We start from the raw sequence: 26,403 nt of genomic DNA, 5'->3' as shown, positions 1-26,403 counted from the left end.
GGCCCCCGGCCGCGACGGCTATCACCCTCGAAGTGGCCGGAATAATGATGGAGTTCCACGCAGGACTGCCGCTCAGAATTCGGGCGCGGCCCGCGGCCTGGCAGCGGACAGCGGCTCCGCCATGAAGGCCGCAAGCCTGACCGATTGTTGCGTCCAACTTGGAATGGGGAGCGGCGGCAGTAGCGGCTCGGTCAATTGTCGTCGAATCCCGCGATCCAGATCCCCGGGGACCGCGCCATCGTAGAGACATGCGGGATAATCGGCCAGGGTCCGCGCCAGGGCACCGACCCGTGCGGTCAGCAACGGGGTGCCGCAGGCCATGATCTCATAGGCCTTTTGCGGGAAGGCATAGCGCCCGAAGGCGGTATCGATCATCGGGATCAGGGCCAGGTCGACAGCGCTGAAAAAATGCGGCATCTCGGCGTGGGGGACACGGCCGAGGAACAGCAGGCGCGGATGCCGCGGCGGCGGCCTACGGCGGTCGAGATCACCGGCCAGCACCAGATAGAGGGTTGGATCATCCGCGCTGAGACGCAAGAAGCTCTCGTAGACCAGATCGATGCCCCGGTTGCGCGCGAGACTGCCGGAGACGCCCACCAACCGACCCTGGGCGGGGAGACCGAGCCGGGCACGCGCGGCCTGGCGGTCACGCGCAAAGAAGCGCTCCGGGTCGATGGTGCTCTCCAGCGTGATAACGGGTACACCGGGCGCCAGGGTGCACACGTATTCCGCCAGCAGGTCGCTGACGGCGGCGATGCCGCTCGCCCCGCGCAGTGCCCGTCGGTAGAGAGACAGCAAGCCCGGGATGCGGGTCAGGCCGAAGCTCTCAAAATTATCATAAAGATCGAGGTAATAGGGCAACCCCAGCCGCCTGGCGAAATGCTGTGTCAGCACCGCATGGGGTGCATCGGACCCGCCGAGCAGGACCTCCGGACGGAAGGCGCGCAGTTGCGCAAGCGCGGAGCGCCAGTACCCTGGGAGACCACCGACCCAGCCCGGACCGGCGTTATATCCCTGCCATACCAAGGAGCCAGGCCCCGAGATCGGGTCCACCCGGCGCTCCGGTTGGGCGTGGCGATAGCTCAGGCACAGGACCAGCACGGTGTGACCGCCCTGCGCCAGACCCAACGGCAACTCGTAGAGCCGCGCGTAGCGGTCCGTGATCACGTCGTTGCCCATGTAGCGGCGCTTCCAGAGGACGGCGATACGCATGGTCGTTGAGAACCCATAAGAGATGCGGCGTTGTGGCGAAACAACCACTGGCAGACCTGGCCTTGGTCATGGTTCCGGGCGGCGGCGATCGGTCCGCACAGCGACCCTACGGCGCCCGTAGGGTCCGCTGTACGCTCCACCTCGCAAGTCGCACGATGGTCGGAACAATGGCCAAGGCCGTCTTGCTCCGGCCTCCCGGATAGTGAAAGCTAACCGGGGTCGGCAGACACCCGGTAATTGTGCCAGGTTCCACGCCGATCAGTCTCGCAACCAGCCGGATTTCCCCATGCCAACCGCCCAACACCGCTTCATTGTCATCGGCGCCGGACCGACCGGGCTCGGCGCCGCCCTCCGGCTGCTGGAACTCGGTGAACCCGACTTTCTGCTGATCGAGGCGACGGCCGCCGCCGGCGGTCTCGCCGGCTCGGTCATCGATGACCAGGGCTTCACCTGGGACCTGGGCGGCCACGTACAGTTCTCGCACTACCAGAAGTTCGACGAGTATATGGCCTTGGCCCTCGGCGAGGATGGTTGGATCTCACACCAGCGCGAGAGTTGGGTCTGGATCCGCGGGCGCTTCGTCCCCTATCCCTTTCAATACAACCTGCATCGCCTGCCCAAAGAGGAGATGTGGCGCTGCGTGCAGGGGTTGATGGAGGTCGCCCGGGCGCCCGGCGGAACGCCCGCGGACTTCGAGGACTGGAGTCTACGCACCTTCGGCCGCGGAATCTCCGAGGTCTTTCTGTTGCCATACAACTTCAAGGTCTGGGCCTATCCCCCGGCCGCGATGAATGCCCGGTGGGTCGGAGAGCGGGTCGCGGTCCCCGATCTCCAGACAGTCATCAAGGGCATCTGTCTGGGCGAAGACAACCTGAGTTGGGGACCCAACAACCGCTTCCGGTTCCCCCGCACGGGCGGGACCGGGGCCATCTGGACCAAACTGGCCGGACACATTCCCGCGGACAACAAGCGCTTCAGCGACGCGGTCGTCACCATCGATGCCGCCAACCAGACGGTGACGACCGTGAGCGGGAAATGCTACGCCTACGACCACCTGATCAGCACCCTGCCGTTGGATCGTCTGGCCGTCCTGGTCGGCGATCCTACCCTGATCGAACAGACCGCGCGCCTGCTGTACTCCAGCGTCCACGTGGTCGGCATCGGATTGCGCGGCCAGCCGCCGGAGGCACTGCGCACCAAGTGCTGGATGTACTTCCCGGAAGATGACTGCCCCTTCTATCGGGTTACCGTGTTCAGCAACTACAGCCCCAACAACACCCCCGAGCCCGGTACAACCTGGTCCTTGATCGCCGAAGTCTCCGAAAGCCCGCGCAAGCCCGTCGCCGCCGAACGCGTCGTCGAGGACGTGATCCGCGGCCTGCACGCCACGCGCCTGATCGGCCCAGACTCCGAGATCCTCACCCGCTGGCATCGGCGCCTGGAACATGGCTATCCAACCCCTTCACGCGGGCGCGACGCCATCCTCGACCAGACCCTCCCCGCCTTGGAAGGTCGCCATCTATACTCACGAGGCCGCTTCGGTGCCTGGCGCTACGAGGTCAGCAACCAGGATCATTCCCTGATGCAGGGTGTCGAAGTGATCGAGCGACTGGTAAACGGTCGGCCGGAACTGACCCTAAACCAGCCCGACCTGGTGAACGGGCGCTACAACCTGAGCCCCTATCCGGAGTGGCGTTAAGATGCTTTTTCCCTCTCCCTTATTGTGGGGGTGTCACAAGAGCCGCCCCGCCCGCGCTTCCAGGGTCCCAGCGGGCGATTTTTCGAGCAAGGCCACCAACGTTAGGCGCTGCGGCTCGTTGTCAATTAGCCAATGATTGACGCCCGAGTCCGTGCCATCGCCGCGCGCCTGGGGATCGAGACCTGAGGCGAATCAATCGACGTGGAGGCAACCGGCTGGCCAGGTCCGGCGCGCCAATGCCGAACAGAGCGCAACCACTGCCGCGTGGAATGTATTCTACCGCAATAGATCGGATAGACAGCATCAATCACTGCGCCAACGATCGACAGCACTCGCGGGCTACTCATCCCCTGGCTAGATTGATCACCCGGTCGATGCCGAGCATGGTACGCACCACGGCCCGAACGACGGGCGGAGAGATCGCGCAGGACGCTTCCAGCCAATCCGGAGCGGTATTGTCCGGCCGCCGCTCGCCGGTCACGGCAGTTCGCACAATCGCCGCTACATCCCGCACATCGAGTGCCCGGCACAGCGGCTTGTGAAACGCCTCCTCATGTCTCAGATCCGCGATGCTTTGCTGGGAACTGAAGGCCCGTGCCTCGTCCGCGCTGGGGTTTTGGATAAAGTTGGCCGCAGCAATCGTTGCAGTGCGCCTGAACGTTTCAAAGGCACCCCAGAGCCGATCATTTTCTACCGCAAGCTCAGCATAAATGGCCACCGATTCCTTGAGCGTGCGAGCATAACTCAGTTGCTCCACGCCGCGCGTCTCAGTACCAAAAACCGGCGCCCATCGGCGGCCATCGTAACGATACCCGACCGTCGTCGCCTGAGTCGACGGTGTGAAAAGATTCTCAACAATAACGCGCCGTCGCGAGAAGATCGATCCCGCGGCCGGCATCATCGCGAATGATCTTCCAGCCACCTTCTCAGATAAATGTGTTTTAGCCAAGCCAATATAGAATCCAAACGGATCATTTTCGTCAACCGCCGCACTCTGACCCAACGCTCTACGCAGCGCCGCCTGACAATTGAGGCCCCATCCAGTATCGACCAACGCCCAGCTCACGCCGTCGCGCAGTCCCTCCTGTTCAAAGTACCGCCTGGCGAGGCTTCGCTTTTCCTCCACTTTCGCTTCCAACAACCTGCGACTGATCGGGTTCTCCAGCATGACGCCAAGAAAGTGACGGGCCGCACGCCAGGTCAACGGGAGCCCGCCCGCGACCGGCGTCTGACCGTACGCCGACAATATCATCTCCGTCTGAACCTCGTCCATCTCCAGGCGTCCGAAAATATCCAAAATACTATTTCCCTGCCCCGGCGTCACGACCAAGTCTCTCCAATTCGGATCGTTGAAGCAGATCGATGGCAACAGCCAAGCCTTACGCGAACCGTATAGATACCGAAGCTCAGGGCCGCCGAAGCGCTTGGCGAGAATCCGCGCAATCGTCAGCAGGATCTCTCCGTCTCGCGCCACGAAATACAGACGCTCAAAGTTGAGCCGCTTGGCATTAAGCAGTACCCAGGCGACGTAAGCGACTAAGAAGGGTGCTATAGTGCCTGAAATAACGCTAGAGGTCGGGCCCTCAGCTTCGGACGTAGGGCTAAGAGTAATAAGCCGGGTCTTTCTACAAAGACCAGCAACCACCGAGAGGGCACTATCAAAAAGCGGACGCCGAGAAATGAACAACCGTTCCCGCCGGTTTATACGCCCAGCGGCGAAATGCTGCACCTGAATGCCCATTGCCGCGGGCCGCGCGACGTCCGCAATCGGATCGTCGCCGCAATGCAGCAATTCGCCCGCACTAATCGCTTCCGCTGCAAGCACATGAGCAAACAGATTGCCGGAGCGCTTCGACAACCCTATCTCCCCCGATACATAAATGCGATCCTGATCTTCCCAAAAGCCGTGCTCCCTCAACAGTTCCCGCAAAAACGACGCCGACAAGTACATATCCGAGATGAATATCAACCTCGCCCCGGCGCGTCTCAATTCCAGGATCCGCTGGCGGGTCGGCTCTAACGGATAGACGCTATCGCGTTCCAACGCGAGTTCTCGATGCATCATCTCCGCTTTGGAAAACCCAAATCGTCGCGGAATCATCAATCCTTGGTAAACGTCGTCGATCCCTACCCCCTCGACTGGCCGGGCTCGCCTCAATGCGCGCTTCTCCGCCTGAATCCTCAACCTTTTGACAGCGTGCGCGAAGGCCGCCTTGGCCTCCGTGGCGACCCCGGGGCCGGCCAAATCCTCGCCAAGGGCCAAGAAAAGATCCCGGGGTCTCGCGAAGGTCCGACTAATGCAGGTGTCGTAAACGTCGAACGAGTAAACCGCAACAGCGGTCAGTGGCGCTCGGTCGCCTCTCGTACCGCATCCGCAAGACGCACTCATCGGATCACTCATGGTCAAAGATGCCGAACATGATCTACACCGAACAGCCGAGCGCGTACGACCCGCAGCCAGTGATTTAGCGTCCGCTTCGGGAGCATTAACCATTCCCAAAGCAATGGGTTAAGTATGGTTGCGGCCGCCCCCCGGTACAACGCAATGTCGGGATGCGACGAAAGATCAAGGGCACTTGCTGCCCGCCCGATACCGTGCCAATACAGAGGGTGGAAAAAGAATCCATTGTGTAAACAGGTCCACAATCCAAGGGCAGCTGCTTTTTTCCGCCGCTCGCTTAATCTACCGGATTTACCCAACCTATCTACCGTTTCAATAATCGATTCGGCGGTGAGAAAAAAGGTTTGATGGGCCGCCAGCGGGTGAGAAAGCCGCGGCCCTCGGTGTTGGTACCAGACACCCACGACGTCATCCCGTCTGATCCACCGCACTTCTCTCTGTCCGGCGACGGTATGAATCCATGCGATGTCCTCAACTACCCTATAGCTCTCTTTCCATCGCAGGTTTCTCACCAACCCGGTTTTAAATACATGTGGGAATGGCAGTTGTGGCCCGGCCCGTGAAAGCTGTGCGACCACGAAATCCTCGTCGTCCCATTGGCATACCGTCTCGTATCGGCGGCGATCTTCATCTTCGATTACTAGAGCGTATGAACTTAGATCAGCGCTCGACCCCAACAACTCCTGATATTGTCTGGTAGCGACCTCGGGAATCAGAAAATCATCGTCATCGAGGAACCTGACAAGTTCTCCCTGAATTACCGAAAGTCCATGGTTTCTGGCTGCGCTGACATTAGCCCGAGCCAAAGGAAAGATCCGAACTGCCTGGGTCCCGCACGCCTCCCGGACCGCCTGAGATGTCGTGATCGTGGATTCGCCCGGGCCATTGGGAACGACAACAATTTCAACTGCCCCCGCGGGAAGACCTTCCAACGCACTTCGCACGGCCCGCATCAGCAGCGCCGGGCGAGCGCCAGCGGTAGGAATGATCACCGATACCAGTGGTGCTGAGGTTCTCATGAAAGATTGGGGGGAGTCCGTTTCAACATCCGGCGCTTGACTATAAATAGAAGATACTTGAAAGAATGGAAGGCCAGCGCCGCGTACTGATAAAAAACTCTCGTGAGCACTAAGCCTGCGCCACGGTTAGCACGCAGAAACTCCCACACCATCATAGGTCTATTAGCCGGATTCTGACTTACACCTCCTGACAACACTAAAGATACCGTGAGCCGCATGTCATAGGCGCCGTTCGCGATAATCTCCGGCAACATAAGTGCAGCGTCTCCCGCAATCCGATACGACGAATCAAATTGGGTACCGCGTCTGAATATTACACCACGGAAAAACGTAGCTTGGTGACTCGGCAACCGGGGACGACCGTATCCCCAGGTCCCGCCAAGCCCTTCCCAACGCTCATCACTATGTTTTCCGGACTCGGCTTCGGGCGACCCAATGTATTCGACACGACCATAAGCCAGGTTCAACCGCGATGGGACTTTCGATAAACGATGGATAGAAGTCTCTAGCGTCGTCTCACCATAAAACTTATCCCCAGCACCCAAAAAAATGACCCATTCCCCTCGAACATGTATGAGCGCTTTGTTGAAAGCGTCATAAATCCCGCGATCAGTCTCACTAATATATATTAATTTTCCATGGCAAGTCGCAGAGGCCAACTCTAACCATTCGGGGGTGCCATCGGAGGATGCCGCATCGACGACAATCCATTGCCAATGGGATAAAGATTGCCGGAAAACGGATTCCGCCGTAAATTTCAGCAACGGCAAAGCATTGAAAGTGGCCGTAATGACGGTAAATGTAGTCATCATCCGCTAGCAAACCTGCGAAATCTCGTTAACAACATGGCACTGTGGAACCCAATACTCTCGTCATACGAACTTCGGTATCGCTCTCGGGGCACAGCCTCCCGCGGCGACTAGTCTCCCCGAATAAACAAGTCGATATCCCAGCCCCGTTGCGCGTCATTCAGGCGCGATCCCAACAGTCGCGGCACCCCGCCGAAGCGGCGTAACCCGACTTCGCGGATTACCATTCTTTGCTTTTCGGTCAAACGCATTGCCGACTCCCACGTTACCCCTCACGTGTCAGCTAATCCCTGCATCGGCCAGTCACTTCTTCGCCTCCCGGACAGAGACCGGGCTTGGTCAGCGTCATTTCCGAGCAGGCATCGAGATGGAACCTGGGCAAGTAACTCCCGCCTTGATCATAATCCCGACCACTTCGCTGACTGCGAGACCGCTGGTCCGCACAGCGGACCCTACAGATAGCGGCCTTGCCGTATGGTCCGATCTCCGCTGGCCGTAACGATGACAAAGGCCGTAACTTAAATGCCTGGCCCCCGCCATCACGGTAGTCGCTCAACCCACACTGGCTCCGCCGAAACCGCGCGCCACAGAATTTTCTCGTAAGCTCGCGCATATCTCGCAACGAGAGCCGACACCGGCCGGAATCGTGTTCAAGGCCGCTGTGAGCCTTGCGTCCCAAACAGATACCGCATGGCGACCACCCGAAACGGCTTCGATAATATCATCAGTGGGTTGACCATGACGGCACGCAGGATCAGGCAGCGCGCGGCGCGCCTGTCGCACCCGCTCAGGCTTTGGCCGGCGGACTCAAGAAGGTCTCGGGCCTCCCGACTCTTACCGCCAATGTGCCAAAGTACCCTGGCGACGCGCGGTGACCCGAGCCGCCACAGGTCTTGAGAAAGAATCCCACGCACCCTTTTCAGCCAATTGCTTGGGGCAAATGAATCGACGAATGGCAAACCGCTGACCACCGCAGCGTGATCTAAGGCCTCCAGGTAGGGCGTGAAGACAGCAATCATGGCGCGATATGAAAATCCGTAGCATCCCGCGCTCGGCGACATGATCCTAGGAGACAGCACCTTCAAGGCATGAAAATGGAAAAAGACCAAAGGAAGCCCGTCGACCCGCGTTTCGGCACCAGCGAATTCCAGACGATACCGGGCAATATTCCAGGGTGCGAGACCAGCGCCGGGATGTTGGAGAACCACAACGCCTGCAAAGCGCACCGGCCAATCGTCCAGGTATTTTTGATCCCCGTATTTGCCGTCCGCGACGTGTGCGTAGCACCACTCATTGCAGCGCTCGCGCCACCATTGCAGACATTCCCGGCCCACGGCGTTGCGGCGAAAGGCCATGATCCCAACATTGAAGATCCCGGAGGTTTCCACCCAACGCGCGTAAGCCGGTGCGTAACGATGGCCGACGATCAGGATCGAACCGTGGGCGAACTCGTCAAAGATCGGTTGGGGATCACTGAAGAAGAAGAGGTCGGCGTCGAGATAGGTGATGATGTCGATGGACTCGTCCTGTCGCAGGACATATAACGGCAGCGATGGCGTACAGGTCCAGTAGTATTCGACGTGCGTGCGGTTGGCGCGGGCGGCGGCAAGTTCGGCGTCGCCCGCCTCGAAGTCCTCGCGGCGGATCAGGCGCATGTCTTCCAGGGCGAGCCCGCTGAGGATAGCGTGGGATTCTTCGTCGAAGCAGAGCGTCCAGAGGACGAATGGGCGCCGACAGTGCGTACGCAACGATTGATAGAGCGCCAGCCCGCGCGTCAGATAGTGGCGATCGAAATAGGTGCAAAAATGGTACGGCTGACACAGGTCCGCAGCCGGGCTTGCAGTCGTCATGGGGATACAGTGGCTTCCTGGATGAGGCATGCGCAGAGGCTCGCAGCAACCCGCGCCACTTGAGCCTCGTCCAGTTCGGGATACATGGGCAAGCTGAGCACGCTCGCCGCGGCCTGCTCGGAATGGCTCAGGTCGCCATGCGCCAAGCGGCCCGCGTAGGCCGGCTGACGATGCACCGGCTGCGGATAATGCACCAGCGTCCCAATGCCGCGGCGCTGGAGACCGGCCTGCAGTCGGTCGCGCGTAGCCGCATGAATGACGAACTGATGATAGACGTGCTCAGCCCCGGAGCGGCAGACCGGCAGGCCAAGGGGTGCCTCGGCCAGTACCGTCCGGTAGGCAGCGGCAATGGCGCGGCGACGCCGGTTGTCCGCATCCAGATGGCGAAGTTTTACTCGCAGCACGGCCGCTTGAAGTTCATCCAGCCTTGAATTGACGCCCGGCACAGCGCTGATATAGCGCTCGCGCCAGCCATACTGGCGTAGCTCGCGCACGCTGCCCGCGATGGCCGCGTCCGCCGTAACGACCGCGCCGCCGTCGCCCAGCGCACCCAGGTTCTTGGTTGGATAGAAGCTGAAGGCTGCCGCGTCGCCCCAGGTACCGGCCATCCGACCCGCGAGTCGCGAGCCGTGCGCCTGGGCACAGTCCTCGATCACCCGCAGGTCATGGCGCCGGGCGATGGCGAGGATGGCGGACATGTCTGCCGCTTGTCCGTAGAGGTGTACCGGCACGACCGCCGCGGGTCGCACGCCGCGCAGGCGCGCGATGGCGCAGCCCAGCGCGCTCGGATCGAGCGTATAGGTCGCCGGGTCGATGTCGACCAGCACCGCCTCGGCGCCGCAGCGCTCGATGGCGACGACGGTGGCCACTGCCGTGTGCGAAACCGTGAATACCGCATGGCCCGGACCGACGCCGCAGCCGCGCAGGGCCAGTTCCAACGCATCGGTACCACTGGCTACACCGATCGCGTGCTCCAATCCTATGTACGCGGCAAACTCGGTCTCGAACGCTGCCACCTCCGGACCTAGGATATACCAGCCGCTATCCACCACGCGCCGAAGGGCCGCGTCGATCTCTACCTGATGGGCAAGGTAGCCGGCCTTCGGATTCGTTTGGGGGATCGGAACGCCACTCGTCACAGATAACGCTCCAGGTGCTCGCGATAATAGCGCAGCGTGCGGCCGAGCCCCTCCTCCAGCCCGACCCGCGGCGCCCAACCCAGTTCGGTGCGAATCAGGCCGTAGTCGGCATAATAATCGCCGATATCGATGCGCTTACGGTCAGCGGGAAAGTCGCGCGAACTGTAGGTGCCCCCGCCATGGGCCGCGACCGTCAGTTCCGCTAGCTGGGCGAGACTTACCACCCGATCGCCGCCTAGGTTATAGGCCTTGCCGTTGGCCGTCTCGTCGGTCGCCGCCCGCAACAGCGCGTCGACCACGTCATCCACATAGGTGAAGTCGCGCAGTTGCTCACCACCCCAGACCTCGAACGGCTTGCCCTCGATCAGCAGCCGCACCCATATGCCGAGAAAGGTCTGGCGCGCGTCCTTGATCCGCATGCTGGGGCCATAGGTGTTGGTCAGGCGCAGCGCGCAGGTGTGGATGCCATACACATTGTTGTAAAGGATGTGGTACCACTCCCCCGCCATCTTGTTGATGCCGTTCACATCCACCGGGCGCAGCAGGTGTTTTTCATCCACCGGCAGATAGTCCGGCTTGCCGTAGATCTGGCGCGTACTGGCAAAGACGACCTTGATGCCCGGGTTGTGCCGCCGGCAAGCCTCAAGGATAGAGAGCTGCGCGCGGGCATTGATGTCCAGGTCGGCAAAAGGGTCCTGCATCGAGTCCATGTGGCTGGTCTGGCCGGCCAGGTTGAACAGATAGTCCTGCCCCTGCACCAGATATTTCATGCTGTGCGCATCGCGCACGTCGGAGATGTTGACCCGCACCCGGTCCTCGATGCCGTCAATATTGAACAGGTTGCCGCCATACTCCGGGATCAGGCTGTCGACCAGCGTCACCCGCGCGCCCAGCTCCACCAACCGCCGCGCCAGGTTGGCGCCGATGAAGCCGAGGCCGCCGGTGACAAGGATATTACGCCCGGTCCAGCTCATTTCATGTGTCATCTCATTAACCGGTTTATCTTGCTTCATTCGGTAGGGTGGAGAAGGATAGCGCATCCACTATCTGGAATAGGAGCCACATGACCGGCGACGCCGTTCGTTTAGCCCGTCAAGAATCTCAGAGATTTCCGAGACCATACGAAAAGCGATTTCCAGGGTCATGATCAGTTCGCCTGGGTCCAGGCGGTATTCGTGGGTAATCTGGTTGCGCATTTCCCGGATCTCCTGCCAACGCGAAACAGAGGGCAAATACCGATAGCGCTCCAGCAGATTCAGGATATCGATGACCGGCAGCGACTCGACCGGTTCATGCAACACATCCAGCGCAAACCTCCGGAACAGCTGAACGCTGATGACATCTTGCAGCTTGACAAAACGGTAGGCAAATTGATCCAGCGCGGCGATCAGGGCCGGATCGCGCGTGGCAAAGTGATCCACCGTCAGCGGCCGGGGACAGCGTGCCATCGCTTCCTGCAGCGCGAGGAGGTGAAGATCACATTCACTGATAAGATCACCCAGCGACCTCATATCGGCTCACCCTGGCGTCTCGCTTCATTCTGAATGGAAGAAGGAGCTGCTTTATTCTCCACTACCACATCGATCTTTTGATCGCCCAGGTAACGATGCAACTCCGCACACAGGCGTAATCGTCGGGGCACGGCCTCTTTAGGGGGCCAGTCTCCGGGAATGAAAAGATCAATGTCGCCGCCCCGTGCCGCGTCGTTCAGGCGTGATCCGAACAGCTGGGGTGCCACGCCGAAATGCCGTAACCCTGCTTCGCGGATCACTTTTCTTTGCTCTTCTGTCAAACGCATTTCAGGCTCCTACGCTACCACATATTTACCTCGTACGCTTGCCGGTGAGGGGCTGGGTACCGCTACCCAACCCCCGCATCCGCGGGTCACTTCTGCGCTTCCATGAAAAGCAAATCGGGCTTGATCACGGTCCCATCCGGGCGCGTATCGAGATAGAACCTTTGCCAGTCGGGGATCAGACTGGTCGACGCCCCCTGAGGCACCGGGTCACTGAAACCCGCGGAACGCACCAGCCGCGCCAGCGACCAAGGGTCGTACACCCATTGGTGTACCTCGCCGCCGAGGCGGAACCGGCCGATGTCCAGCGCTCGCAGCCCCTGCTCACCCAACAGGAGCGCCAGCAGGCGGCGCTTCACCGCGGCAGGGAGTCTTCCGATTCGCCGTCCCACGGCGCCGACAAGCCGTCGCGGAACGAAAGGAGACGCCACCGGCTGCGGTTCCGGCGCGGCCCCGCGCCGCAGGCCTGCGACCAGCTCGCGCCCCTCCTCGCCAATCCGCGCATAAACGAAGGCCTCGTTCGGCAGTGGATCCTGCCGCAGCCAGGCAAGCATCTCCCCACCGTTACGTTCACGAACCATCTGATCGAAGAGCTCGAGTATCACCCAATCATAATCCCGCGCCGCGTCATCGTCACCGGCTTGAGCCGCCGCCAATTTCTCGAGATAGAGCCGACAGAGCCGCTCCAGGTCTGGTACGCCGATACGCAGAATGCCGCCGGGTGTCAGGACCCGCCGGCACTCACGCAAGAACGAAAACGCATCTGGTGGGCGGAAATGCTCCAGCACAGCCGCGTGATAGACCACCGCGCAACTCGCATCCGGGAGCGGAATGCCCCGACTCAGATCGACCTGGATGACGCACGGGTCGTGCGACGCGACATCCATGTTGATCCAGTCGGCGTGAAAGCGCCCGCCACAGCCGAGATTCAAATAACGTTTCCCCATGCGCTCAAGTCTCCGCCTGGACACGCGCTTCAGTGTCCGTCGACCCTCGCCGTGCCGCGATCAACCCACGGAAGGACAAGGGAACCGGGCCGCGCAACCGATCCGGACTGTCGAACCAGGCCACCGCGTCCCAATGCAGGCTCAGAATCGCGCGAAAGTGCACATCTGAAAAAATCCAACTCGGATAGCTGGCCGGATAGATCTCAGGCGGAACCTGCTGCACACAGAGCCGGTCGGCAGCCCCGCCCCAGAAGGGGGTGCGGTCGATGATCAGGTCCGCATCGGTTGAGTGCGATAGCTCATCGAGAAGGTCGTAGGGGTGCTCCACATATTGCAGCACGCTGCTCAAGAGGACGACATCGGGACGGGTTTCCGCCAGGCAGGCACACACCGAGGGATAAAAGCGCAGGGTCTCGTCCGCAAATTCGCGCAGGCCAGCCTGGACATACCCAGACTGCTCGACCACGTTCCAGCGCACCGACCGTAACCCGGTGAGGAAGGCTCGATTTTGAAACCAAGTACTGCCCAACGAGCCGCCGAAGTCCAGCACATCGAGCCGACCGCCCCGTTTCGCCGCGACCCAGAGCAATCCCGACAACAGCGGCCAGGCATACTGAACCTCATCGAAGATCACGGAATCGCGCTCGTAGACCGCCTCGCCGCGCTTGACTTTGAGCAGTGCCGCTCGGGTGCGCTCCAAGATGACATCGGCATCGTAGCCGACGCTGTCAGCCTGGGCGGCGAACCAAGAGGTGTAGTTACCCGAAAGTGCGCGATCAATGCCTGCGATATTGAAAGAGGTGACTTCAAGAATCGAACGCAGTCTATTTAGCATGCGCGGCAGTTGCAAATAGTCACTCTTCTTCATGGGCTGCGCGCCAAAAATCCTGATATCTAATTTTGCATCATCGTAACAATGCTTGATAAACCATGATCTGCAATATAGCTCTGGTTGATCCCAAGAAGTTCGCCAGTGTGCGCGCCATCAACGCCAATATACATAAAGCGCTTATTCAATTGCGATTCCAGAAACTCCCGGTGCTTAACAATCACACTCGTAAGCTCTTGCCGTGTCCTCGAAATCATCTTGACCCAGTATTGGTCGCCAGTGTTCTCGTTGATATACTGTCTCATGCCTGCATTCGTGAAATAAATCACTTCCGGAGCCAGACCGATCGCCCACTCAAGAAACATCGGTAGCTCATGCAAATTATTTGGAGTGATCAGGTACTTGAGGTACACCCTGACTTTGCCGCTTGCAATGACTTCCACGCAGAATCTCTTTGTCATTTCCACATTCATTCCCATGATAACTTTATAGGTGGCAGGCTGGAAGCCGACGAATGACACGGTAATCCTGTCAAAGGTATCGGTGACGTAGCCTATCTGCTTGATATTATTCCCGTTCGTAACCATCTCCATCCCTAGATTTGGCATACCCTGTCTTAGCCTCGCCAACCAGTTTATCGAGTCCGGTTGTGCCAGAATTTCACCTCCTTGCACAAGAATGCGATTTGGTCGTAAGGCTGATATGAGGGTGTCGAGCATGTCGAAGTTGCCCTTGTCGTACTTCCCCTGAAACGACGGAGCATCTACACAGCACATCGCGCATTGTGCTTGGCACTTGTATGAAAGCTCGATGTTCAACAGGTCATAGCTCTTGTTGCAGCCCAGACCCGACACCAGCCTGTAACGCTCACAGTTACAACGGCCATGAAAGGACGCTATCTTCTGAATAAGATTTGGGTCAGAGAGATGACCAATCTTCAAATGATCAGTTTGCCAGACCAAGCAGCACGGGTACACATCGCCATTGCTTCTAATAAAAAGTTCGTGGTAGTGACATGCCCTTTCAGCGGGCCGGGGCAGACCGCGATCATCACCCGCTCGCGATCGGCGATGGGCTAGATAGCGATAAAGAGACTTTCCAATATCAAACACTATCGGCGGTACAAATTTCCCAATACAATATTTCATGCTCGCATTACGCCATGGCTAGGGTGTTCAATCTGGCCCGTTTTCACACACTCTTGATCCCGCGAGACTGTGGCGGACTTATGCCCAGCAGAACACCGCAAAATTATGTTTTTAAAAACAAATATGACTCGACTAGAACGGACGAAAACTGCGTGATCGGAACAAGCCAAAAACCAGGCAGATTGAACACCCTACGCCATGGCCCAAAGACCTTCGTTCGCTCAGGCACTTCTTGCTTATTCACTATATCATCACCCAGCTTCAACTTCCAGAACACTGTCTATACGCGGACTCGCCCTCGCGGCAATCTTGTCAAGATGCTCTATAATTGAATCGAGACCCTGGTTCAACGTTTGTGTTGGGTTATCAATAGTTGATCGAGAAGGTCAGCGCGTATATGTTGTAGAACTATTAAGTATGGATTATCCACTTCGCCCGGTGAAGATACGGGTCATTGCTCTGGCTGTCTTACCAGCGTACCCCCGAATGACTCTAGATGACTTTCGCAGATAAACTGAATGCGACAGCAGACCGATTAAGCGTTTTCTCATTTCAGCTGGCGAAAGCAAGTTGCGGCGACCCAATTCGACATCGACGCACCGAATTTGCTCATCGAAATCACATACCGGAAAAGTAAAATATGGAGCGAAGTTTGCTTCCCACGTCCGAAAATAGTGACTGTAATCCAGATGCTGCCAGTGGGGATCTTCGTTGTTGACTGTAAATTCAGGACCCCAAAAAAACGACGTTAGGCCCATCGCGGAAGCAAATAACAATGCAGATGTCATCTGATTTGAGAATGAAAACCTCTTACCCCTTGTATTGTATATAAAGTTAAGCAAGAACTGTGCCTCGTAAAGGTTTGCACCGTTTGAAACCACATCAAATCCATGCCTCAAAAAAGGCCGGTCAAACCCTCTCTCCTTGTCGATATAATATAAGCAAACCGTAATTGGTTTATATAGATCCGGCAGGGACGCAAGCATTGCTGCATATTTATCGAAGTCGCATTTCATCTCCACTAAATCTGATGAGTGAGATGGAAAAACGATTGACCCTTTGCGTTCGGATTTCCGCGCCGGCTCATATTCGACAGACTTCAGCAGATAAAGAAAAGGGGCCCCGATCGCTCGGGTTTTCACCCGAGGATAGGATTGCTGATACTGCGCTTCGAGATTGCATGACCAGTACCAATTCTCCGGTGCATCCTCGCGCGCATCATGGGCGTTAGGGGCGATATCCCACCCATGCTGAATCGATACCGGGAGGGGGAGAAAGGTTGGAAAGCTAGAATATTTCCGAATGATCGCGCCAATCCCATAATAGGTTAAAGAGGGATAATATTCCTGCATATCGCTACCGCTGTTTCCCCGTGAGGCGAAGTCTTGCGCGGATAGGTTCTTCGCTTTGATATACCCGCTTCACCCCATCCCCCATCGCTGCCTCGATGACGCGGATGTCCCGCACGAGGCGCGTGAAACCGTGCGGTTCGACCGAGGCCGCTTGGTCGCTGCCCCAGAGGGCGCGGTCAAGGGTGATGTGGCGCTCCACAAAACAGGCGCCAAGCGCGACGGCGGCGAGCGTGGTCTGCAAACCGACCTCATGGCCCGAATAACCGATCGGACAAGCGAACTCGCGTTGCAGCGTATAGATCATGCGCAGATTGAGTTCCTCGGGCTTGCAGGGATAGCTGCTGGTGCTGTGCGCAATCAGGAGCCGTTCCGGGTCGAGCAGCGATACGGCATGACGGATCTCCTCCATGGTGGACATACCGGTGGAAAGCATCACCGGGCGCCCATTGGCATCGATATGACGCAGCAGGGCATCGTCCGTGAGCGAGGCGGAGGCCACCTTGTAGCAGACCGGTGCGAACGCCTCAATGAAATCCACCGACGGTTGATCCCAACAGGATGCAAACCAAGCGATACCACGCTCGCGGCAGTAGGCATCGATCTGTCGATATTCATCAGTACCGAATTCGACCCGGTAGCGATAGTCCATATAGGTCATCAAGCCCCAGGGTGTCTCGCGCACGATGTCGCGTTGATCGGGTGGCACGCAAAGCTCCGGCGTGCGCTTTTGAAACTTTACTGCACTGCAACCGGCCAGAACGGCGGCATCGATCAGCCGCTTGGCGCTGTCCAGGTCCCCGTTGTGATTGATCCCGATCTCGGCGGTAACATAGGTCGATTGGCCAGTTCCCACCGGACGGCCGCCAACATTGATCGCATGGGTCATGTTCAGGCTCCTCGGTTGATCTGTTGCAGAATGAGATCGGCGACCTCGCGAATGGCGCCCTGTCCGCCTTTGGCGAAAAGTTGTATCCGCGCCACGCGGAGGACCCCGGGATGTGCATCCGCGACCGCCACGCCACCCCCGACGGCGGAAAGGCAGGCCAAGTCGTTGACATCGTTCCCCAGGTAAACCACTTCCTCACGAGAAATGTGCTGTTCGCCCAACCAGGCGTCGAGCACACTCAATTTATCGTCAAGCGCCTGTCGGCATGGCAGCCCCAGCTTGTCGCAGCGCATCTGCACGATAGGGTTCTGCTCGGTGGAAAGTACCAGCATCGGCACGCCTGCCTCCCGCAGTCGCGCCAAGCCCCAGCCGTCGCCACGATCACAAACCACCGCCTCGCTACCATCTTGCGCGACGATCACCCGATTGTCTGTGAAGACCCCGTCAAAATCGAGCACCAAAGCCCGAACCGGATCAGGCAACAAACCGAGCCGCTTCACCCGCTGCTGCTCACGCATCAGGACCTCCGCAACCTGGAAATCGGCCGGGTCGTCGATCTCCAGACATCGCTCCGGCGGCATCAGGTACAGCGCCGTCTTGCCGAAGAACCGATGCCGCGCCTCCCGGAAGCCCGCCGTCCGCATGACGTAAACTGCCCCGGTCTCCCGATACTGACGCTCGCGCTCCTGGCGCAACGGCCGCACGCGCTTGTCGTGGTTGATCCCAACCCCGTCGCCGTCCTCGCCCGGCCGCCAGAGAAAATAGTGGAACGGAGTCACCGCCAGCGCGGAGTCCGCCCTGGCGTCCAGCAATGCCCGAACTGTCCCATCGATATCCTCGGCCAGCGTTAGCGGCGAAGTACATTGCAGGAAGACGAGCAGATCCGGCTCGTAGCCCTCGGTCATGCGCAGATGCTCCAGCACATGCAAGAGCGCCGATTCCGAGGAGGCCGAGTCCCCACTCAACTCCGCTGGTCGCCAAACCACCACCGCTCCGAACCGCCCGGCCACTTCGGCAATCTCCGCATCATCGGTTGACACGATCACGCGATCCACGGCATGTGCCAGCCGCGCTTGTTCCAGTACATGCGCAAGCAGGGGTTTGCCTGCCAATGGGAGAGCATTCTTGCGGGTAATGCCCTTGGAGCCGCCGCGGGCTGGAATTATTGCCGCTATGTTCACGGTAACCACTTCGACTTTGATACCAACCTGCACGCATGTACCCAGAAGTTCTTAAGGGACTTGCGCAAGAAACTGGGAAGACAGTTGTTAGCCATGTGTCGACCACCAGCAATTAGTCTCTGTGCATATGTCCATGCATCGTCTAAGACCCCATTGTTATCTTGGCAGCGAGATCTCGATTGATAGACCAAGTCTGGCAGGATAAGCGCGTGAAATCGGGTTGCTTTGTTATGCAAACGTAGTGACTCCTGACGAACTATTAACCCAGGGTTGAGAAGTATTGCCTCATACACATCTACAAAATGCTGCACAAGTATATGATCCGCCCAATAACACTCGATCCACTCCCGGCTAGAGGCACCAATTTCCGCCATCTCATCAGGATGTCGAAGAAGATAAAGCAGAATGTCAAACCCATCTTCAATCCGTGAATTGATGAATGGACAAAGATCTGATCCCGAAATCTCTCTTAATACGTACTGAGTGCGCTCATCAAGAAATGCCAAGACTGGCTTACCGAGGCTCAAACCTTCAAGCCCGGACATGTGATAACTGCCTGTTACCAGCTCATCAATCACCAAATGGGACCTACGCTTTTCGCGCATGACATCCGCTAGCGGTTGCCCAGACATCCATTTAACTCGACAATTCGTACACCGACTTACCCTTTCGAGCAAAGCAAGTGTTTCTGGCATTCCCTTTGTATTCCAGCGATGCTCCCATGCGCGGATTGATACGCTGGGACCGTAGAAAACATGATGCTCCAGATCTTTAATAAGCGGCCGGTAAGGGGGCGAATCTTGTGGGATAATGTTTGGCACCACACGTGCGTGCGGATAATAACGTTCCTGAAACTGAGCAATAACAATCGATGGTATGGAAGAAGCCAGCAGTTCTTCCGCAGTGATTCCCATCACATGTGCCACGGATTCAGGATGAGTATGAAATTGCCGAAGAAAAATTTTCCCGCTCTTATAAAGATACTTGAAATCTACTGGGTAGAAATCATTTGAATTATAATCCAAATAATTATGAAGATGTATGATATCTGCTTTCGCAGCCAGCTCAAATACCCTATCTGGAGTTTCCGAGTGAACTACATCATGATCGAATAACCCCCATCTTTTCAGATCGACCAAATGAACATTATACGCAGTATAACTGCGCAGTGCATTGATAAGGCGAACTGGAGCGCCAGCAAGAGGTGTTCTAGAAAAATGAACTATAGAAACTTTCGATGACATATTAACCTGTCAGTCTGCGGATCAGTCTCCCGCACATAGAGAGAAGGCGTTTAGAGCGCCTCTCAAGTTGAGGAAAAACATATGAAGTCCAAATTGCCAATGCATAGGGACGATCATCCACGCGGTACAATTTCACATACTTTGCACCCAGCCTTCTAAGATCTGCTTCTGTCCAGACAGATTTGTGACTTTCATAGGGATTCCCGAAGACTGCATCTTGTGGCCATTGTTTACCTAACGGTAACGCCACAATAAGAGCTCTTGCGCACTTCGACTTCAGCCCCAGCAGTATGGATTCCCCTTCTATTTTCTCAAGATGCTCGATGACATCCCCAGCAAATATCACATCGTAACGTGGAAGGTTTCCGATATAATCCTCTACTTTCCCTAATAATATTTTATCGTAGATATACGCGTGATGGGGACAGATGTAATCTGAAAATACCTCTATTGCGTCGATTTGTGTGAGCCAAGCAGTCTTTTCATATCTTCCCTGAAATATGTCAAGAAACTCTCTAGCCAAGAAGCCCCAACGTCCAAAACCGCAGCCAACATCTAAGAAGGCTTGCGGAGATAGAGCTAGAATTATTGAGACTGCATCAGAAATGTGCTCATATCTACTAGATGGCATATATGGCCTTCCCGAACGGGAATCCCCTGAAAGCCAGGGATTCTCAATTTATGACCCGCTCAAAAGCGGCGTTGCGGGATCGCTAGCGCGGCCCGCGGTTCTTGGATCAACCGAGGGTGACGAATTATCGCCGCCGGTCTGGCTGATCGATTCGCTTGTGCTCCGGCTCTTGATTCGGACGCGCTCACAAAGCCTTGCCTCCTCCCGGCCAAAACAAATATTGATCAGTCATTTGCGAAGGCGACATCCGTATGCATTGAGTTTCCGCATCCATCTGAAAAAGAGAAGGCAAGTTCGCGCCTGGCATCCGAAGCTCTAACATGTCAAATGAGTTCTCGATACCATCGTGCCCATCTGCGCTGCCAAACAAAATCTCATTGACAATAGAGCCAAGCCGAGATGTCAGGCTTGGGCCGCACCAATCATCAGTGCTGAATTATTCGACTCACGCGCCCACGCCCCCTCAGTCCAGTCGATGATTCAAGAATAGGTATCACAAGAAGCAAAAGTTATTGGTCCCTGACACAAGAGACTTCCTAGGTGTCAACATCTACCTTACATAGTATCCAAATAGTTTGGCAAGCTTCGCTCTCCCAAGCCCATGATAGTGCCATACGGGGATAGCGCCGATTGGCCGGAAAAACATATGCGGACTCCATCTAGCAAAGCCAAAATTCTGCAATTGTATCCCGAGACCTTCCGCGCTATACCTGTTAACATGCATGCCCGCAGTTGCCTCGAACTTATCAGAAGAATCTTTGCAGATCTCCTTGCCTCCCGATACTATGATATCGTCATCCTCGATAAAGAAAGGAGTATGTATTACTAAGACTCCTCCCGGAACAAGGCGTTCAAATATTTGAGGCAACAATTGCTCCACTTCATAACGAGGAATGTGCTCTATGACGTCTAACAAAAACACATGGGTAAACCTCGGTATCTTCGGCTGGTTTTCCAGAAAGGCCAAAGCGTCATCGCAAACCAGTTGGTAATTCTTTTTCATTAGCCCTGCAAGCGTAGAGCGAGCTATCTCTATTGATGCTTCCGCAAAGTCTATACCAGTAATGTATTTTACCCCGTGCTGCAGACAATACCGCATTGAGTCGCCTCGTCCAATACCGATATCAAGCACATCAGCATTTGCTAGATCAAGAGTATCAAGAAGCATTCTTGCTTCTGGATATAGCTCTCCCCTCTCCCAGTACTCTACCCCGAAGACACCATAAGGAAGCTTACGCCCCTCATCGTCACGCTGAAGGAAATATTGCTTGGTATACTTTTCTTTAAGCCAGCCCATTTCAACTTAGTCTATCCGCTTGGTCTTGTGTATTATCCATGGCGTTCTCAACAGAACAACACCTTGGCGCGCAGAAGTGAAAGGATAAGATGCAAATGACCCACTATCATACACATCGAAAAATATGTCCGCCATCAGATCAAGCAACCCTCTTCCAGGCGCAAACGCCGCCACATGTAACTCATAAGCGCCAACATTCAGTTGATAGGCTGGTATCTTGACATCCGCTTCACCATAATGAACCACAGCGTCTAGCTCCCCAGAAACTACGTTATCCCCCAAAGCGCCAGCGACATCTGCATTAGTTGAGGTAAAAATCGGCAGACCTAAGACCGTTTTGACCTGAAACCCCAGAAACCCACCTCTAACAGGCTTGCACACCTGATAACTTATTCGCAGTCGAATCTCCTTAGAAAGATCAAATCTTACACCTGGGGCATCGCCATCGACAAGCATAACCCGAGTTATAATAATAGCAGCCTCCGGCTTCGTACGCTCTCGGCAAAACTGTCCGTTGGATGTCAAAGAAGATAAAGATAGCGTGCTCAGATAATTATATACCGCTCCCTTCGCTTCTCCTTTCTCCTGGTTTCGCCCCTGAGTTAAGAGAATAGCTGATTGGCACAAATTCGTGACTGCCTCCATATTGTGACTCACAAACAACACCGTCCGCCCCTCCTTCGCCACATCCCCCATCTTCCCTAAACACTTCTTCTGAAACTGAGCATCCCCCACCGCCAGCACCTCATCCACCACGAGGATCTCCGGCTCCAGATGCGCCGCCACGGCAAAGGCCAGACGGACATACATGCCGGAGGAATAGCGTTTGACCGGGGTGTCGAGAAACCTTTCCACCTCGGCAAAGGCGACGATCTCGTCGAACCTGCGCCTAATCTCCGCGCGCGTCATGCCCAGTATCGCGCCATTGAGAAACATGTTCTCGCGCCCGGTCAGTTCGGGATGAAAGCCGGTACCAACCTCCAGCAGGCTGGCGACACGGCCGCGGATAGTGATTCGGCCTTTGGTGGGCTCGGTGATCCGGCTGAGGACCTTGAGCAGGGTGGACTTGCCGGCCCCGTTGCGGCCGATGATGCCGAGGGTCTCCCCGCGCTTGACCTCGAAGGAAACGTCCTTCAGCGCCCAGAACTCCTCCACCTCGTCGCCCTGCACGATGGCCCGCCCATGGACCATGTCGCGGGTCTTGCGCGCCAGGTTGCGGGCGTTGCGTGCGAGGACGTCGCGTAGTGCAGTATAGCGCTCCGTCTGGGCGGTGTTGTGACCGACCACGTAGGACTTGCTGAGGTTTTCGACGGTGATGGCGGGCATGAGGCAAGGTTGGCCGAGTGAATTCGGGTGGGGTCTATTCCGGTTGGCGCAGGTGGGCGTTAATCGCTGCGACGATCCGGCGCGCATCCGCCGTAGTAGGCGCGCGACGCAGCATCGCCATTATGCCCCTCCCGGAGTAATAATTCCGAAGCATGGATTTTGGCCTCTGCGGCACTGAGCAGTCGCGCAATCGCGGGTGTCACAGTTGCACCGCCTCGCGCGCGATGTTTCGCGCCAGTGGAGAGCCTTGACTGCCGTGCCACTCGGTCTCGGTTCGCAGCAAGGTGGCCACCAAGGCTTCGTAGCGGTCGAGGATTTCCACTTGCAGGTCCAGGATACGCTCGCGCATGGCAGGCGTCTTTTCATCGACGATAATCAAGACGTCATAATCGGAGGTCGCGCGCGCGTCGCCACGCGCCCTGGAGCCGTACAACCAGAGACCACGGAGGTGGGCCCCGAGGCGGCAACTGAGTTCATCGGCGAGGGTTGTGATGACAGGATCCGGGGGCATAGTCGCAACTCGTGTCGATGGCTCAGGCTTGAGCCCGAGGGTCGGGGGAGGTCTGTCCCTTGCTGCCAAGCCTGCAAGTCGTCATGCCGTTTCACCCTCTACTCAAATCAAGTCGGCAAAGCTCTTTTCCATGCCGCGGAACTGGCGGATGCCGAGCCACAGGAAGAAGACGATCACACACCAGCCGAGCAAAAAACCTGGTAAATAGAGAGTTGATTCGCCGCCGAGGATGGCCCAGCGGAAGCCGTCGATGACTCCGACCACAGGATTCAGAGAGTATAGCAGCCGCCACCGATCCGGCACGACTGACGTACTGAAGCCCACCGGCGACACGTACAGGCCGATCTGCACGATGAAGGGAATAATATACCGGAAATCCCGATACTTGACATTGAGCGCGGTGATCCAGAGCCCGGGCCCCAGGCTGGCGAGGAAGGCCATCAGGACGAACAGCGGCAGGGTGAGGATCGGCCAGCCGGGCACGAACTGGTACCAGAGCATCAGCCCGACGAGGATGGCGAAGCTGATGAGGAAGTCGACGAACGACACGACCACCGCGGCGGTCGGCACGATGAGCCGGGGAAAGTACACCTTGCTGATCAGATTCGCGTTTCCGATCAGGCTGTTGGATGATTCGGAAAGGGCGGTGGAGAAAAATTGCCAGGGCAGCAGGCCGGCGAAAACCATCAGCGCATAGGGCGCCGCGCCCTCCGTGGGCAGTTTGGCAAGCTTGCCGAACACGACGGTAAACACCAGCATGGTGAGAAAGGGCCGCAGCAGGGCCCATGCCAGGCCGATGATGGTCTGTTTGTAGCGCACCGAGATGTCGCGCCAGGCCAGCACGTAGAAGAGCTCGCGGTAACGCCAGAGGTCGCGCCAGTAGTCGCGCTCGGCCAAGCCGGGTTCGATGATCAGGACTTGGGGCTCAGTCATGGTCGAGGGGCACTAGCGATCAGCCATGACTGAAACAGGTTGGGAGGGTGCCGACGGATCGCCGCCGACAGGCCTGCCTGTTGTGGTTGACGAAAGACCGGCGGGGTCTGCGCACGTAAGTGCGAGGGGTCCATGACCCCGTGGGGCAGGAGGACACCGGCGGGGTGGAATGGCGTCTCAACCAGCGGTGCGAGGCGCCGCTTCAGCCACGGAAACCGGCTCACGGGGTTACATCCCGCCGGGGCTCAGGGGCGCTGAGCGGCCTATACATGAGCTGTGTAATCTGCTCCGAAACCAAGCCAATCAGGAAGACGACGACGGCCGTGGTGAGCATGAAGACGGTCATCATGGAGAGCCGCAGCGTCAGGCTGTAGGTGTAGACCCAATAGCCGCTGCCAAGCAGGAAGAACAGGACTGAGACCGGCACGAAGAGCTTTAGCGGTGAATATAGGCTACCGATCTTGAAGATAATGAGCAGGAAGCGCGCGCCGTCCTGCAGGGGACGCAGATGACTCCTGCCGCCGCGGCGGCCCGCGGTGATCGGCACATAACTCACGTCATAACCGGCGCGGAAGAAGGCCATGGTGATGGTGGTCGGGTAAGAGAAATGGTTGGGCAGCAGATAGAGGAACTCGCGGAACCGGTCGGCGCGCACGACCCGGAAACCGGAGGTGAGGTCCTCCACCCGTTGGCCGGTCATGTAGCCGGCGAGGCGGTTATAGAACCGGTTGGCGAGACCGCGTCCGAGGCTGGCCTGGGATCCCGAGCGGCGAGCGCCGACGACCATGTCGAAGCCTTGCCGGTAACGCTCCAGCAGACGCGGGAGGTCCGCCGGATCGTGCTGGCCGTCGGCGTCCATGAAGATCAGGGTCTCGCCGCTGGCCGCCCGGGCGCCGGTCTTGATGGCGGCGCCGTTGCCCTTTTGGTAGGGGTGGCGGATGCAGCGTGCACCTTGGGCGGCGGCAATCTGCGCGGACCCGTCGGTGGAGGCGTCATCCACCACCAGCACCTCCGCCTCCGGGAGGACCTGACGGATCAGCGGGAGCAGGGCCTGCAGGGCGGCGGCCTCGTTCCGGCACGGGAGGATGATGCTGATCTGGGGGGGCACGGCTGCTTGAGGTCTTGGGCCTGGGGTTTGGGACCGGGGTCTGAAGATGGTACCGCGCTTGGCAAGGCGGTGGTGTTGCTGAGTTTGGCAGGTTTTTGGGTTGCGTGCTGGGCGGCTTTGCTCGGTTTCTTGGAACGGGGGGCTTCATCTGGCGTCAGGCTTCGAGGGGCCTTGATCATCACTGTGGCCACGCGCCCTTGCGGCAGCCCGTCGCGGCCGGGGGGCCGCTCCTCCGGCTTAGGGGCGGCCCCCGGCGGCGGCGAGTTCCAGCCGGGATCTGGCCGGATTTCGCGTGGCAAAGCGATCCACCGTCAGCGGCCGGGGACAGCGTGCCATCGCTTCCCGCAGCGCCAGGAGGTGAAGAGTTGAAAGGCTTAGGGCAAAGCGTTTGGTTGATTCAGGGGGTGGGATTTACGTTGAGGCTGGCGGACAGTGTGTTTGCCCGAGCGGCGATTTCATCGATACTCAGGTCAGGCAATCCCTGTTTACGCCATTGGGTGTAGTCAAATTTCTCCCGATTGATCGCCGCGACGAAGCGCTCCGCTTCGATCAGCCCCATGGCGCTAATCAGTGCGCTCATGCCCTGGAGGCGCAGCTCAGTTTCCGTTGTCATACCAATTCTCCAAGCTTGATTCTCTCCTGTAAGAGAATTATGGCCTCGGTTTCCAAATGAATGCGGACCTGGGATTGATCGTCGTAGGGGCGATTGAAGCAGCAGAGGTCGAGATAGATTTGCACCGGATTGATTGCGTCTTGGATGGCTAACGAGTTTGTGACCACGTCGTGAGACAGATCCGGGACTTGGCCTTCCGTCCGATTGCTGCCGCGAACTCGCCGTCATCGACTTGCAGCAGACTGGCGATGCGGGCATGGATGGTAATGTTGAGGATGATGCTGATCTGGGGGGGCACGGCTGCTTGAGATTTTGGGCCTGGGGTTTGGGACCGGTTTCTTAGAGGGTATAGACAAAATCTACCTGGCCGATATTCTTGCGCGAGTTTACAAGAACGAGGCGCGCAACGATGTCGAAAGGTGGTCGGCCAAAGAAGATCAACGAGGGACAGTATGAGGTGTTGCGCCAGATCG

24 protein-coding genes are annotated in these 26,403 nt (G+C 57.7%); 1 reads left to right on the top strand and 23 read right to left on the bottom strand.

All coding sequences use genetic code 11. The features are described 5' to 3' along the window. Positions 1–72: 72 nt before the first annotated feature. On the bottom strand, positions 73–1,212 hold the full coding sequence (locus QZY48_RS31320) for a glycosyltransferase (protein WP_295438023.1): 1,140 nt from the start codon (positions 1,210–1,212) through the stop codon (positions 73–75). A 286-nt stretch (positions 1,213–1,498) separates the two neighbouring features. Here QZY48_RS31320 and QZY48_RS31315 point away from each other — a divergent pair, with 286 nt between their 5' ends. Beyond that, positions 1,499–2,911, top strand: a complete 1,413-nt coding sequence (locus tag QZY48_RS31315; RefSeq protein ID WP_295438020.1) for an FAD-dependent oxidoreductase — start codon at positions 1,499–1,501, stop codon at positions 2,909–2,911. Between the two features lie 343 nt (positions 2,912–3,254). Here the strand turns inward: QZY48_RS31315 and QZY48_RS31310 are convergent, their stop codons facing one another. The 22 genes from QZY48_RS31310 to QZY48_RS31205 all read right to left on the bottom strand — a co-directional run bounded on the left by QZY48_RS31310 (position 3,255) and on the right by QZY48_RS31205 (position 25,930). Then, on the bottom strand, positions 3,255–5,174 hold the full coding sequence (locus QZY48_RS31310; RefSeq protein ID WP_295438016.1) for a hypothetical protein: 1,920 nt from the start codon (positions 5,172–5,174) through the stop codon (positions 3,255–3,257). Between the two features lie 140 nt (positions 5,175–5,314). Beyond that, on the bottom strand, positions 5,315–6,304 hold the full coding sequence (locus QZY48_RS31305; protein ID WP_295438014.1) for a glycosyltransferase: 990 nt from the start codon (positions 6,302–6,304) through the stop codon (positions 5,315–5,317). A 23-nt stretch (positions 6,305–6,327) separates the two neighbouring features. Then, on the bottom strand, positions 6,328–7,143 hold the full coding sequence (locus tag QZY48_RS31300; RefSeq protein WP_295438013.1) for a glycosyltransferase: 816 nt from the start codon (positions 7,141–7,143) through the stop codon (positions 6,328–6,330). 647 nt (positions 7,144–7,790) lie between these two features. Next, positions 7,791–8,990: a hypothetical protein gene (locus tag QZY48_RS31295; RefSeq protein WP_295438011.1), complete on the bottom strand. Its 1,200-nt coding sequence runs from the start codon at positions 8,988–8,990 to the stop codon at positions 7,791–7,793. Continuing rightward, positions 8,987–10,129: a DegT/DnrJ/EryC1/StrS aminotransferase family protein gene (locus QZY48_RS31290; RefSeq protein WP_295438009.1), complete on the bottom strand. Its 1,143-nt coding sequence runs from the start codon at positions 10,127–10,129 to the stop codon at positions 8,987–8,989. The genes QZY48_RS31295 and QZY48_RS31290 overlap by 4 nt, the downstream gene beginning before the upstream one ends. After that, on the bottom strand, positions 10,126–11,115 hold the full coding sequence (locus tag QZY48_RS31285) for an NAD-dependent epimerase/dehydratase family protein (protein WP_295438007.1): 990 nt from the start codon (positions 11,113–11,115) through the stop codon (positions 10,126–10,128). The genes QZY48_RS31290 and QZY48_RS31285 overlap by 4 nt, the downstream gene beginning before the upstream one ends. A gap of 57 nt (positions 11,116–11,172) precedes the next feature. Further along, positions 11,173–11,640, bottom strand: a complete 468-nt coding sequence (locus QZY48_RS31280; RefSeq protein WP_295438004.1) for a hypothetical protein — start codon at positions 11,638–11,640, stop codon at positions 11,173–11,175. Further along, on the bottom strand, positions 11,637–11,927 hold the full coding sequence (locus QZY48_RS31275) for a nucleotidyltransferase domain-containing protein (protein ID WP_295438003.1): 291 nt from the start codon (positions 11,925–11,927) through the stop codon (positions 11,637–11,639). Before QZY48_RS31275 ends, QZY48_RS31280 begins: the two co-directional genes overlap by 4 nt. Positions 11,928–12,013: 86 nt before the next feature. Then, entirely contained in the window at positions 12,014–12,871 is an 858-nt protein-coding gene (locus tag QZY48_RS31270; RefSeq protein ID WP_295438001.1) for a methyltransferase domain-containing protein, read from the bottom strand. Positions 12,872–12,875: 4 nt separating this feature from the next. Continuing rightward, a complete protein-coding gene (locus tag QZY48_RS31265) occupies positions 12,876–13,739 on the bottom strand; it encodes a methyltransferase, TIGR04325 family (RefSeq protein WP_295437999.1) in 864 nt (287 codons plus the stop codon). A 26-nt stretch (positions 13,740–13,765) separates the two neighbouring features. Beyond that, positions 13,766–14,848: an SPASM domain-containing protein gene (locus QZY48_RS31260; protein WP_295437997.1), complete on the bottom strand. Its 1,083-nt coding sequence runs from the start codon at positions 14,846–14,848 to the stop codon at positions 13,766–13,768. A 422-nt stretch (positions 14,849–15,270) separates the two neighbouring features. Beyond that, positions 15,271–16,200 carry a hypothetical protein gene (locus QZY48_RS31255; protein ID WP_295437995.1) on the bottom strand — a complete coding sequence of 310 codons (930 nt, stop codon included), beginning with the start codon at positions 16,198–16,200 and terminating at the stop codon, positions 15,271–15,273. Between the two features lie 4 nt (positions 16,201–16,204). Beyond that, positions 16,205–17,086 (bottom strand): N-acetylneuraminate synthase family protein, encoded by an 882-nt coding sequence (locus QZY48_RS31250; protein ID WP_295437993.1) that lies wholly within the window; start codon positions 17,084–17,086, stop codon positions 16,205–16,207. Between the two features lie 2 nt (positions 17,087–17,088). Next, the gene (locus QZY48_RS31245) at positions 17,089–18,300 is read right to left on the bottom strand and encodes an acylneuraminate cytidylyltransferase (RefSeq protein WP_295437991.1); all 1,212 of its coding nucleotides are present in this window, start codon (positions 18,298–18,300) and stop codon (positions 17,089–17,091) included. Beyond that, positions 18,264–19,511: a hypothetical protein gene (locus QZY48_RS31240; protein ID WP_295437989.1), complete on the bottom strand. Its 1,248-nt coding sequence runs from the start codon at positions 19,509–19,511 to the stop codon at positions 18,264–18,266. The genes QZY48_RS31245 and QZY48_RS31240 overlap by 37 nt, the downstream gene beginning before the upstream one ends. Before the next feature lies 1 nt (position 19,512). Continuing rightward, on the bottom strand, positions 19,513–20,142 hold the full coding sequence (locus tag QZY48_RS31235) for a hypothetical protein (protein ID WP_295437987.1): 630 nt from the start codon (positions 20,140–20,142) through the stop codon (positions 19,513–19,515). Positions 20,143–20,692: 550 nt separating this feature from the next. Further along, on the bottom strand, positions 20,693–21,439 hold the full coding sequence (locus QZY48_RS31230; protein ID WP_295437985.1) for a bifunctional 2-polyprenyl-6-hydroxyphenol methylase/3-demethylubiquinol 3-O-methyltransferase UbiG: 747 nt from the start codon (positions 21,437–21,439) through the stop codon (positions 20,693–20,695). Positions 21,440–21,445: 6 nt separating this feature from the next. Then, complete coding sequence (locus tag QZY48_RS31225) at positions 21,446–22,765, bottom strand: ABC transporter ATP-binding protein (RefSeq protein WP_295437982.1); 1,320 nt, start codon at positions 22,763–22,765, stop codon at positions 21,446–21,448. A gap of 199 nt (positions 22,766–22,964) precedes the next feature. Continuing rightward, a complete protein-coding gene (locus tag QZY48_RS31220; RefSeq protein ID WP_295437980.1) occupies positions 22,965–23,276 on the bottom strand; it encodes a nucleotidyltransferase domain-containing protein in 312 nt (103 codons plus the stop codon). Positions 23,277–23,378: 102 nt separating this feature from the next. Further along, positions 23,379–24,173 carry an ABC transporter permease gene (locus tag QZY48_RS31215; RefSeq protein WP_295437977.1) on the bottom strand — a complete coding sequence of 265 codons (795 nt, stop codon included), beginning with the start codon at positions 24,171–24,173 and terminating at the stop codon, positions 23,379–23,381. Positions 24,174–24,429: 256 nt separating this feature from the next. Continuing rightward, positions 24,430–25,317, bottom strand: coding sequence for a glycosyltransferase family 2 protein (locus tag QZY48_RS31210; RefSeq protein ID WP_295437975.1), 888 nt, complete (start codon positions 25,315–25,317; stop codon positions 24,430–24,432). Between the two features lie 397 nt (positions 25,318–25,714). Continuing rightward, a complete protein-coding gene (locus tag QZY48_RS31205) occupies positions 25,715–25,930 on the bottom strand; it encodes a hypothetical protein (RefSeq protein WP_295437973.1) in 216 nt (71 codons plus the stop codon). Between the last annotated feature and the right edge of the window lie 473 nt (positions 25,931–26,403).

This window comes from uncultured Thiodictyon sp., assembly GCF_903828115.1.
GTDB lineage: Bacteria > Pseudomonadota > Gammaproteobacteria > Chromatiales > Chromatiaceae > Thiodictyon.
The sequence above is the reverse complement of the archived record's forward strand: the minus strand, read 5'-3'. Positions and strand labels throughout refer to the sequence as shown.